This is a genomic window from Streptomyces hesseae, assembly GCF_031845785.1.
In the GTDB taxonomy this organism is placed as follows: Bacteria; Actinomycetota; Actinomycetes; order Streptomycetales; family Streptomycetaceae; genus Streptomyces; species Streptomyces hesseae.
Genome location: NZ_JAVRFI010000023.1, coordinates 78,134 through 90,261, shown reverse-complemented (window position 1 = coordinate 90,261; position 12,128 = coordinate 78,134). Strand labels below are relative to the sequence as shown.

2 pseudogenes are annotated in these 12,128 nt (G+C 74.6%); both read left to right on the top strand.

What is annotated here, in order from left to right:
- Positions 1 to 63 precede the first annotated feature (63 nt).
- Positions 64 to 5,502, top strand: a pseudogene (locus tag RM609_RS27570) (type I polyketide synthase); the annotation flags it as partial.
- Positions 5,503 to 5,557: 55 nt separating this feature from the next.
- A pseudogene (locus tag RM609_RS27565) lies at positions 5,558 to 12,019 on the top strand (type I polyketide synthase); the annotation flags it as partial.
- Between the last annotated feature and the right edge of the window lie 109 nt (positions 12,020 to 12,128).

Below are 12,128 nucleotides of genomic sequence, written 5' to 3'. Positions count from 1 at the left end.
ACACCGCCCGGACCTCACCCGTAGTTGCCGAACGCACTCACCAGGAGCTGAACACACGTGGCTGACGAGGTAAAACTCCGCGAATACCTCAAGCGGGCCATCGCCGACGCCCGGGACGCCCGCAAGCGCCTGCGCGAAGTGGAGAGCAAGGACCAGGAGCCCATCGCCATCGTGGGCATGGCCTGCCGCTACCCGGGCGGGGTGACCTCGCCCGAGGACCTGTGGAAGCTAGTCGAGGACGGCGTCGACGCCGTCTCCGAGTTCCCCGCCAACCGCGGCTGGGACGTGGACGGCCTCTACGACCCGGACCCGGAGCAGGTCGGCAAGTCGTACTCCCGCGAGGGCGGCTTCCTCCACGACGCCGACCTCTTCGACCCGGCGTTCTTCGGGATGTCGCCGCGCGAGGCGCTCGCCGCCGACCCGCAGCAGCGGCTGCTGCTGGAGACCGCGTGGGAGGCCTTCGAGCGGGCCGGCATCGACCCGGCCACCCTCAAGGGCAGCCGCACCGGTGTCTTCACCGGCGTGATGTACAACGACTACGGCTCCCGGCCGAACCTGCCCCCGGAGGGCTTCGAGGGCTATCTGTTCAGCGGCAGCGCGGGCTCCATCGCCTCCGGGCGGCTCGCCTACAGCTACGGGCTGGAAGGCCCGGCCGTGACCGTGGACACCGCCTGCTCGTCCTCGCTGGTCACCCTGCACCTGGCGGCGGGCGCGCTGCGGCGCGGCGAATGCGACCTGGCGCTCGCCGGCGGCGCGACCGTGATGTCCACGCCGGTGGCGTTCATCGAGTTCTCCCGGCTGCGCGGCCTGGCCGCCGACGGCCGCTGCAAGTCCTTCGCGGCGTCCGCCGACGGCACCGGCTGGGCCGAGGGCGTGGGCCTCCTCCTCGTCGAGCGGCTCTCCGACGCCCGGAAGAACGGCCACCACGTGCTGGCCGTGCTGCGCGGCTCGGCCGTCAACCAGGACGGTGCCTCCAACGGCCTGACCGCGCCCAACGGCCCGGCCCAGGAGCGCGTCATCCGCCAGGCGCTGGCCAGCGCGGGCCTGAAGCCGTCGGACGTCGACGCCGTCGAGGCCCACGGCACCGGTACGACGCTGGGCGACCCGATCGAGGCGCAGGCGCTGCTGGCCACCTACGGCCAGGACCGCCCCGAGGACCGCCCGCTCTACCTGGGTTCGCTGAAGTCCAACATCGGCCACGCCCAGGCGGCGGCCGGTGTGGGCGGTGTCATCAAGATGGTCCAGGCCATCGACCACGGGATGCTGCCCCGCACCCTCCACCTCGGCGAGCGGTCCTCGCACGTCGACTGGGAGGCGGGCGCGATCGAGCTCCTCACCGAGGAGCGCAAGTGGCCGGAGACGGACCGGCCGCGCCGTGCCGCCGTCTCCTCGTTCGGCTTCGGCGGCACCAACGCGCACGTCATCATCGAGCAGGCGACCCCCGAGGCGCCCGCCGAGGACGGCGAGCAGGGCGAGGACACGGCCCCGGCCGCCGCGCTCCCCGAGGCGCCCGTCGTGACGACCGAACTGCCCGCCGTGCCCTGGCCGGTGTCCGGTCACACGGCCGACGCGCTGCGCGCGCAGGCCCGCCGGCTCCTGGACCGCGTCGAGGCGAACCCCGACGCGTCCGCCACGGACATCGGCTTCTCGCTGGCCACGGGCCGTTCGGCGCTGGAGCACCGCGCGGTGGTCACCGGCACCGGCCGCGCGGAGCTCGTCGCGGGCCTGCGTTCCCTGGCCGAGGGCGAGCCCGGCGCGGGCGTCGTCGCCGATGTGCGCGGCGGCGGCCGGACGGGCTTCCTCTTCACCGGCCAGGGCGCCCAGCGCGCCGGCATGGGCCAGGAGCTGTACGCGGCGTTCCCGGTCTTCGCCGAGGCCTTCGACGCGGTGGCCGCCGAGCTGGACCCGCTGCTGGGGCGCCCGGTCCGTGAGGTGATCGCCTCCGGTGCCGGTCTGGACGACACCGGCTGGACCCAGCCCGCGCTGTTCGCCGTCGAGGTCGCCCTCTACCGCCTCGTCGAGTCCTGGGGCGTACGGCCCGACTTCCTCGCCGGGCACTCCATCGGCGAGCTGACGGCCGCCCACGTGGCCGGCGTCCTCTCGCTGGCGGACGCGGCGAAGCTCGTCGCGGCGCGGGCGAAGCTGATGCAGGCGCTGCCCGGCGGCGGCGCGATGATCGCCGTGCAGGCCGCCGAGGACGAGGTGCTGCCGCTGCTGACGGGCCTGGAGGACCGGCTCGCGATCGCGGCGGTCAACGGCCCGGACGCCGTGGTGGTCTCCGGTGACGCGGACGCGGCCGAGGCGGTCGCGGCGCGGCTGAAGGAGCAGGGCCGCAAGACCAAGCGGCTCACCGTCAGCCACGCCTTCCACTCCCCGCACATGGACGGGATGCTGGAGGAGTTCCGGGCGGTCGCGGCGGGCCTGACCTACCGCGCGCCGGAGATCCTCGTCGTCTCCACCCTCACCGGGCAGATCGCCACCGGCGACGACCTGCGCACCCCGGACTACTGGGTGCGGCAGGTGCGCGGCGCCGTCCGGTTCGTGGACGCCGTCCGCGTGCTGGAGGCCGAGGGCGTCACCACGCTGCTGGAGCTGGGCCCCGACCCGGTGCTGACAGCCATGGCCGCCACGGCCCTCACGGACGCCGTCGCCGCCGTGCCCGCGCTGCGCGCCGGCCGCCCGGAGGCGGTCACCACGCTGGCCGCGCTCGGCCGGCTGCACACCCGGGGCACGGCCGTGAACTGGGCCTCCGTGTTCGCCGGCACCGGCGCGCACCGGGTGGACCTGCCCACGTACGCCTTCCAGCACCAGCGCTTCTGGCTGGAGCAGTTGCGGACCGCCACCGACCCGTTCGGCGTGGCCGCGGGCACCGACGGCAAGCAGCACCCGGTGCTCGGCTCGCCGATCACCGTGGCCGGCGCCAACCAACTGCTGTTCGCCAGCCGTCTGTCGCTGAAGACCCACCCCTGGCTCGCCGACCACATCGTGCTCGGCTCGCCGGTGCTACCGGCCTCCGCTCTCGTCGAACTGGCCATCCACGCCGGTGACATGATCGGCTACCCGGTCATCGACGAGCTCAACCTCATGGTGCCGCTGGTGCTGCCCGAGGACGGCACCCTCCAGCTCCAGGTGCGCGCGGGCACCCACGACGACTCCGAGCGCCGCTGCCTGTGCCTGTACTCGCGGCCGGACTCCTCCGACGGGCCCTGGACCATGCACGTCGAGGGCTACTACCTGCCGGAGACCGCCGAGCCCGCCGCGCGCCCGGAGGGCGAGGGCAAGACGATCGAGTTCCAGCTCCCGGAGGAGCTCCACGAGGAGGCGGGCCGCTACGGTCTCCACCCCGTGCTGCTGAACGCGGCCGTCCCCGTCCGCCCCGCCGACCCGGCCAACGGCACCATCCCGGTGCCCGCCGACTGGTACGGCGTCCGGCTGCACGCCACGGGCGCCACGGCCGTCAAGGCGAAGGTGACCGAGCTCGACGCGAACAGCGTCGCGATGGAGCTGACCGACACGGCGGGCGAGCTGGTCGCCACCGTCGAGTCGATCGTCTTCCGCGACGTGCCCAACGGCCAGTTCACCCCGCACGTCGACAGCACCGGCCGCGACTCCCTGCTGCGCGTCGACTGGGTCCCGGCCCAGCTCGCCCCGGCGGACGAGACCCCCCTGTGGGGCGCGCTCGGCGACACGGCGGAGGACCTGGACGCCCAGCGCTTCCTGGACCCGTCCCAGGTGGCCACGGCGGTGCAGTCGGGCACTCCGGTGGACGCGGTCCTGGCGCCGGTCACGACGGCGCAGCCCGGCGGTGCCGAACTGCCCGCAGCGGTCCACACCGAGACGGCCCGCACCCTGGAACTGCTCCAGCAGTGGCTCGCGGAGGACCACCTGGCGGGCACCCCGCTGGTCGTCCTCACCCAGCGCGGCGTCGCCGCCACCTCCGGCGAGGACGTCGCCGACCTCACCGCGGCCGCCCTGTGGGGCCTCATCCGCACCGCCCAGTCCGAGGCCCCCGACCGCCTCGTGGTCGTCGACACCGACGGCAGCCACACCCCCGAGCTGCTGGCGGCGCTCGTCGCCTCCGGCGAGCCGCAGGCCGCCGTGCGCGGCGGCAAGGCGCTCCTGCCGAGGCTCCAGCGCCTCCTCGCGCCGGAGTTCAAGCCGAAGCGCCCGGAGTGGAAGCCCGACGGCACCGTACTGATCACCGGCACCGGCGCCCTGGGCGCGGTGTTCGCCCGCCACCTGGTGGCCGAGCACGGCATCTCGCGGGTGCTGCTCGCCAGCCGCGGCGGGGCGGCGACCGAGGGGCTGACCGAGGTCGTCACCGACCTCCAGTCGCTGGGCGCCGAGGTCACCGTCGCCGCCTGCGACGTCGCCGACCGCGAGGCCCTCGCGGAGCTCCTGGCGGCCATCCCCGCCGAGCACCCGCTGACCGGTGTCGTGCACACCGCCGGCGTCCTCGACAACGGCCTGCTGCCCACCCTCACCTCCGAGCGGCTCTCGGCCGTCCTCCGCCCCAAGGTGGACGCGGCCTGGCACCTCCACGAGCTGACGAAGGAGATGGACCTCACCGCGTTCGTGCTGTTCTCGTCGGCCGTCGGCGTCCTCGGCGGCCCGGGCCAGGCCAACTACGCCTCCGCCAACGCCTTCCTGGACGCGCTCGCCGAGCACCGCAGGGCCAACGGCCTGCCCGGCACCTCGCTCGCCTGGGGCCTGTGGTCGGTGCCCGGCGGCATCAACAAGGACCTGGACGAGGCCGACCTCAACCGGTTCGCCCGCGACGGCTTCCGGCCCATCGCCCGCCCCGAGGGCCACTCGCTGTTCGACCGGGCCCTCGCCCACGACAGCGCGGCCCTGGTCGGCACCCCCGTAGGCGCGGCGGCCGTACGCGCCCAGGAGCGCATCCCCGCGCTGCTGCGCGCCCTGGTGAGCCCGGCGACGCCCCGGCGCACCGCGCAGTCGCAGTCCGAGCAGACCGAGTCGCTGGCCGACCGGCTGGTGGAGCTCGCCGTCCCGGAGCGGGAGGCGGCCGTACTGGACCTGGTGCGCACCGCCGTCGCGGCCGTGCTGGGCCACGCGGACCCGGCGGGCATCGAGCCCGAACGGGCCTTCTCGGACCTGGGCTTCGACTCGCTGACGGCCGTGGAGCTGCGCAACCGGCTCACCGTGGCCGCCGGCACCCGGCTGCCCGCGACGCTGGTCTTCGACCACCCCACCTCCGCCGCGCTCGCCGCGTTCCTCCTCCGGCAGCTGGTCCCGGACGGCGCCGAGGCGCCGCACCCGGTGCTGGCGGGCCTGGACAAGCTGGAGGCGCTGCTGCCCGGCCTGGCCTCCGACGACCCGGCCCGCGCCTCCGTCTCCGTACGCCTCCAGACGCTGCTCGCCAAGCTCAACGAGTCCACGGCGGCGGTCGCGGAGGAGGACGTCACCGACCAGCTGGAGTCGGCCTCGGCCGAGGACATCTTCAGCTTCATCGACAACGAGCTCGGCCGCTCCTCCGGCTGAGGGCACTCACCGACTTCCGTATCTCCAGGAGAGATTCAGCATGACCAATCAACCCTCCAATGAAGAGAAGCTGGTCGAGTACCTCAAATGGGTGACGGCCGATCTGAAGAAGGCGCGGGCGCGCCTGGCCGAGCTGGAGGCGGGCACCCAGGAGCCCGTCGCCATCGTCGGCATGGCCTGCCGGTTCCCCGGCGGGGTGCGTTCGCCGGAGGACCTGTGGCGGATGGTCGAGGGCGGCGTGGACGGCATCTCGCCGTTCCCCGCCGACCGCGGCTGGGACCTGGAGCGGCTCTACGACCCGGACCCGGCCACCCCCGGCACCTCCTACACCCGTGAGGGCGGCTTCCTCGACGACGCCGCCCAGTTCGACGCGGGCTTCTTCGGGATCTCCCCGCGCGAGGCGCAGGCGATGGACCCCCAGCAGCGGGTGCTGCTGGAGACCGCGTGGGAGACCTTCGAGCAGGCCGGCATCGACCCGGCCGGGCTGCGCGGCAGCCAGGTCGGCGTCTTCGCGGGCGTCATCGAGCAGAGCTACCTCGGGCTCGACGGGCCCGAGGAGTTCGAGGGCTACTTGCTGACCAGCAAGCTCAACTCCGTGGCCTCCGGCCGGATCGCCTACACCTTCGGCTTCGAGGGCCCGGCGCTGTCCGTGGACACGGCCTGCTCGTCCTCGCTGGTCGCCCTCCACCTGGCCGTGCAGTCGGTGCGGCAGGGCGAGTCGACGCTGGCGCTGGCCGGCGGCTCGACGATCACGGCCACCCCGGGCGGCTTCGTCGACTTCTCCCGGCAGAGCGGCCTCGCCCCCGACGGCCGCATCAAGTCCTTCGCGTCGGCCGCCGACGGCACGTCCTGGTCCGAGGGCGTCGGCCTCGTCCTCGTCGAGAAGCTGTCGGACGCGCGGAAGAACGGCCACAAGGTCCTCGCGGTGATCCGCGGTTCCGCCGTCAACCAGGACGGCGCGTCCAACGGCCTGACCGCGCCCAACGGCCCCTCCCAGGAGCGGGTGATCCGGCAGGCGCTCGCCAACGCCCGGCTGTCCACGGCCGACGTCGACGTCGTCGAGGCGCACGGCACCGGCACCCGCCTCGGCGACCCCATCGAGGCGCAGGCGCTGCTCGCCACCTACGGCCAGGACCGCCCCGAGGACCGCCCGCTCTACCTCGGCTCCCTGAAGTCCAACATCGGCCACACCGTGGCCGCGGCGGGCGTCGGCGGCGTCATCAAGATGATCCAGGCGATGGAGCACGGGCTGCTGCCCCGGACGCTCCATGTCGATGAGCCCACGCCCATGGTCGACTGGGAGTCCGGGGCCGTCGAGCTGCTCACCGAGGCGCGGCCGTGGCCCGAGGCCGACCGGCCGCGCCGGGCCGCCGTCTCCGCCTTCGGCGTCAGCGGCACCAACGCCCACCTGATCCTGGAGCAGGCCCCCGCCGAGGAGCCCGTCGCGCCGGCCGCCGAGCCGGCCGTCCGGCCCGTCCTGCCGTGGCTGCTGTCCGCGAAGAGCGCCGAGGCGCTGCGCGAGCAGGCCCGCCGACTGCTGGACGCCGCCGCCTCGAAGTCGCCGCTCGACGTGGCGTATTCGCTGGCCACGACCCGTTCCGCCCTGGAACAGCGGGCCGTCGTCACCGGCGCCGACGCGGACGAACTCCGGGCGGGCCTCACCGCCCTCGCCGAGGGCGGGCAGAGCCCGTACGTCGTCCAGGGCGCGCGCGGCAAGGGCAAGACCGGTGTGCTCTTCACCGGCCAGGGCGCCCAGCACCCCGGCATGGGCCAGGAGCTGTACACGGCGTACCCCGTCTTCGCCGAGGCCTTCGACGCGGTGGCCGCCGTCCTGGACCCGCTGCTGGAGCGGCCGATCCGTGAGGTGATCGCCTCCGGTACCGGCCTGGACGACACCGGTTACACCCAGCCCGCGCTGTTCGCCGTCGAGGTCGCCCTCTACCGCCTCGTCGAGTCCTGGGGTCTGCGCCCCGACTACCTGGCGGGCCACTCCATCGGTGAGATCGCCGCCGCCCATGTGGCCGGGGTGCTCTCCCTGGAGGACGCCGCCAAGCTCGTCGCCGCACGCGGCCGGTTGATGCAGGAACTGCCCTCCGGTGGCGCGATGATCGCCGTCCAGGCCACCGAGGACGAGGTCCTTCCGCTCCTCGCGGGCCGCGAGGACGAGGTGACCGTCGCCGCCGTCAACGGCCCCTCCGCCGTCGTCATCGCCGGTGACGCGGACGCGGCCGAGGAGATCGCGGCACGGCTGAAGGAGCAGGGCCGCAAGACCAAGCGGCTCACCGTCAGCCACGCCTTCCACTCCCCGCACATGCAGCCCATGCTGCCGCTCTTCCGCAAGGTCGCCGAGAGCCTCACCTACCACCCGCCCACGATCCCGGTCGTCTCCGGCCTCACGGGCACCCTCGCCACCGCCGAGGAACTGACCTCGCCCGACTACTGGGTGCGCCACGTCCGCGAGGCCGTGCGGTTCGCGGACGCCGTCCGCGCCCTCGCCGCGCACGGCGTGACCACGTTCGTGGAGGCCGGCCCCGGCGGAGTGCTGACCGCGCTCGTCCAGGACACGGTCGAGCCCGGCGCGGCGGTGGCGCTGCTGCGCCGCGGCCGCCCCGAGCCCGCCGCCCTCGTGGAGGGCCTCGGCCGGCTGCACAACCACGGGACGTCGCTGGACTGGCGGGCGTTCTTCGAGGGCACCGGCGCACGCCGGGTGGACCTGCCCACGTACGCCTTCCAGCACCGGCGCTTCTGGGTGGAGTCGGCGGCACGGGCCGCCGACGCCGCCGGGCTCGGCCTGGCCGTCGCCGGGCACCCGCTGCTGGGCGCGGCACTGCCCGTCGCGGGCGCCGACGAGGCCCTGTTCGCCGGCCGGATCTCGCTGCGCACCCACTGCTGGCTCGGCGAGCACCGCGTCCTGGGCACGGCCGTCGTGCCGCCCGCCGCCCTGGCCGAACTGGCGATCCGCGCCGGTGACGAGCTGGGCGCGAGCGTCCTGGCGGACCTCGCGCTGGACGCCCCGCTGGCCGTGCCCGACAAGGGCGAGGTCCAGCTCCAGGCCCACGTCGGCGCCGCCGACGCCGAGGGCCGCCGGACGGTCACCGTCCACGCCCGGCCCGACGGCCTGGACGTGCCGTGGACCCGCCACGCCCACGGCACGCTGACCGCCACCGGCTCCGGCTTCGCGGACGAGCCCTTCGAGCTCACCGCCTGGCCGCCCCACGGCGCCGAGGAACTCTCTTCCGAGGAGGCGTACGAGCGGCTGGCCGCCGCCGGGCTGACGTACGGCCCGGCGTTCCGGGGCCTGACCGCCGCCTGGCGCCACGGCGAGGAGACCTTCGCCGAGGTCCGGCTGCCCGAGGGCACCGACCTCGACGGTTTCGCCCTCCACCCGGCGCTCCTGGACGCGGCCCTCCACGCGGCCGCCCCCGCCGGCGCCCTCGCGGACCGCTGGCAGGGCGTACGGCTCCACGCCACGGGCGCCACCGCCCTGCGCGTGCGGATCGCGCCGGCCGCCGACGGCGCGCTGTCGCTCCGGCTGGCGGATCTCTCCGGCCGGCCCGTCGCCTCCGTCGAGGCCCTGCGCACCCGCCCGGTCACGGCCGCCGCCATCACCGGCGCCCTGGCCCGCCCGCACGACGCGCTGTTCCGCATGGACTGGACGCCGGTCGCGCCCCCCGCGCGGGACGCCGCCCCTTCGTACGCGGTCCTGGACCCCGACGGGTTCGCCGACGTGGCCGCCGTCGCGACGGCGGTGGCGGCCGGCGAGCGCTACGACACCGTGCTGCTGCCCCTGACCGCCGAGCCCACGGACGACGTCCCGGCGAGCGTCCACGCCACGGCGCTGCGCGCGCTGGGCCTGGTCCAGGAATGGCTGGCCGAGGAGCGGCTGACGGACATCCCGCTGACGGTCGTCACGTCCGGCGCGATGGCGACGACCACCGGCGAGGACGTCACCGACCTGGCGGCCGCGACCGTCTGGGGCCTCCTGCGCTCGGCCCAGTCGGAACACGCGGGCCGCTTCGTGCTTCTGGACGCGGACACGGCCACCCCGGACCACGCCGTACTGGCAACGGCCGCACTCTCGGGCGAGCCCCAACTGGCCCTGCGGGGCAACGAACTGCGAGTGCCGCGCCTGGCGAGAACGGTGGTTGTGGGCAATCGTCCCGCAGGGCGGGACGGGTGGGCACAACCCGACCACCGGCCCGCAGCTGCAAACGCACCCCTGGACCCGCACGGCACCGTGCTCATAACGGGCGGCACCGGCTCCCTCGGCGCCCTCTTCGCCCGCCACCTGGTGGTGAACCACGGCGTCCGCCACCTCCTCCTCACCAGCCGCCGCGGCCCCGCCGCCCCCGGCACGGAGGAGCTGACCGCCGAGCTGAAGGCACTCGGCGCCGACGCCGTGACCGTCGCCGCCTGCGACGTAACCGACCGCGAGGCACTCGCGGACCTAATCGCCGGCATCCCGGCCAAGCACCCCCTCACCGCCGTCATCCACACCGCCGGCGTCCTCGACGACGGCCTGATCACCTCCCTCACCCCCGAACGCCTCGCCGCCGTCCTCCGCCCCAAGGTCGACGCGGCCTGGCACCTCCACGAGCTGACGAAGGACCTCCCGGGCGACGGCCTCTCCGCCTTCGTCCTCTTCTCCTCCATCGCCGGCATAGTCGGCGGCCCCGGCCAGTCCAACTACGCGGCGGCCAACGTCTTCCTGGACGCCCTCGCCGAGCACCGCAGGGCCAACGGCCTGCCCGCCACCTCCCTCGCCTGGGGCCTGTGGGAGCAGGAGGCCGGTATGAGCGGCCACCTGGACGACACCGACCTCAAGCGGATCGCCCGCAGCGGCTTCCGCCCGGTCACCGCCGTCCAGGGCACCGCGCTGCTGGACCTGGCCCTGGAGCTCGGGGACGCGGCCCTGGTCGCCACCCCGCTCGACCTCACCCCGCTGCGGGCCCAGCCGGCCCAGGCGCCCACCGTGCTCGGCGCCCTGGTGCGCACCCCGGCGCGGCGCGCCGCCCGCAACTCCGACGTGGTGGACGGCTCGCTGGCCGAGCGGCTCGCCGGGCTGGACGCGGACGGGCAGCGGCAGGCCGTGCTGGAGCTGGTCACCGCCGAGATCGCCGGGGTGCTCGGGCACTCCGGGGGCACCGGCATCGACATCTCGCAGCCCTTCCCCTCCCTCGGCTTCGACTCGCTCACCTCGGTCGAGCTGCGCAACCGGCTGGGCGCCGCCACCGGCGTCAAGCTGCCGGCGACGGTGGTCTTCGACCACCCCACGCCGGAGGGCCTGGCCGCGTTCCTGCTGACCGAAGCACTGGCCGCAGGCGACACCTCGGCGGCCGGGAGCGTGGACTTCGCCGCGGAGCTCGTCCTCGCCGAGGACATCCGCCCGGCGGACGAGGTCGTACGCGTCGTGGCCGACCCGAAGGAGATCCTGCTCACCGGCGCCACCGGCTTCCTCGGCGCGTTCCTGCTGCGCGATCTGATGCGGACCACCACGGGCCGGATCCACTGCCTGGTGCGCGGCACGGACGAGGCCGCCGCCCTGGAGCGGCTGCGCGCCAACATGGAGTACTACCGGGTCTGGGACGAGGTCGACCCCGCGCGGCTGGCGATCGTCCTCGGCGACCTCGCCGAGCCGGGCCTGGGCCTCGCCCCGGAGGACTTCGACGCCCTCGCCCGCGAGGTCGACGTGGTCTACCACAACGGCGCCCGCGTCCACTGGCTCCACCCGTACGCCTCGCTCAAGGCGTCCAACGTCCTGGGCACGGAGGAGGTCCTGCGGCTGGCCGCCCGGCACCGCACGGTGCCCGTCCACTACGTCTCGACCGTCGGCGTCTTCGACGGCGTGCGCGAGGAGGGCGTCCCGCTGAAGGTCACCGACCCGACCGGCCCCGCCGAGGCGCTGCCGAGCGGCTACCTCCAGAGCAAGTGGGTGGCGGAGCAGCTCATCGGCGTGGCCCGCGACCGCGGTCTGCCGGTCTCGGTCTACCGCGTCGACGTGATCTCCGGCGACCAGGAGAACGGCGCCTGCCAGACGGCGGACTTCGTCTGGCTCAGCCTCAAGGGCCTGCTCCAGGCCGGTTCGGTGCCCACGACCAGCGGGGGCCGCTTCCACCTGCTGCCGGTGGACTATGTGAGCGCCGCGATCGTGGGCATCTCCCGGCAGGAGAAGAGCGCCGGCGGCACATTCCACCTCTTCAACCAGAGCTCGCTCTCCCTGGGCACCTGCGTCGCCTACCTGCGCGACCTGGGCTACCCGCTGGGCGAGCGCGCCTGGGACGAGTGGAGCGAGTCCGTCCGGGCGGACCGGGACAACGCCCTGTACCCGCTGCTCCACGCCTTCGAGATGATGACGTCGGACACCGACGCCTTCTACCCGCCGATCGGCGTGGAGGAGACGGAGGCCGCGCTGGAGGGCAGCGGCATCAGCTGCCCGGAGCTGACGCGCGAGCTCTTCGAGAAGTACGTCGGCTTCTTCGTGGAGGAGGGCCACTTCCCGCCGGTTCCGGTGGGCTGAGTCCGTAAGAGGCGCCGGCGGGGCTGATCGTTCAGCCCCTCCGGCGTTTGCGAACGCGGGGTTCCTGGGGGGTGCCGCCCCCAGGACTCGGGGAAAGAACCCAAGGGCT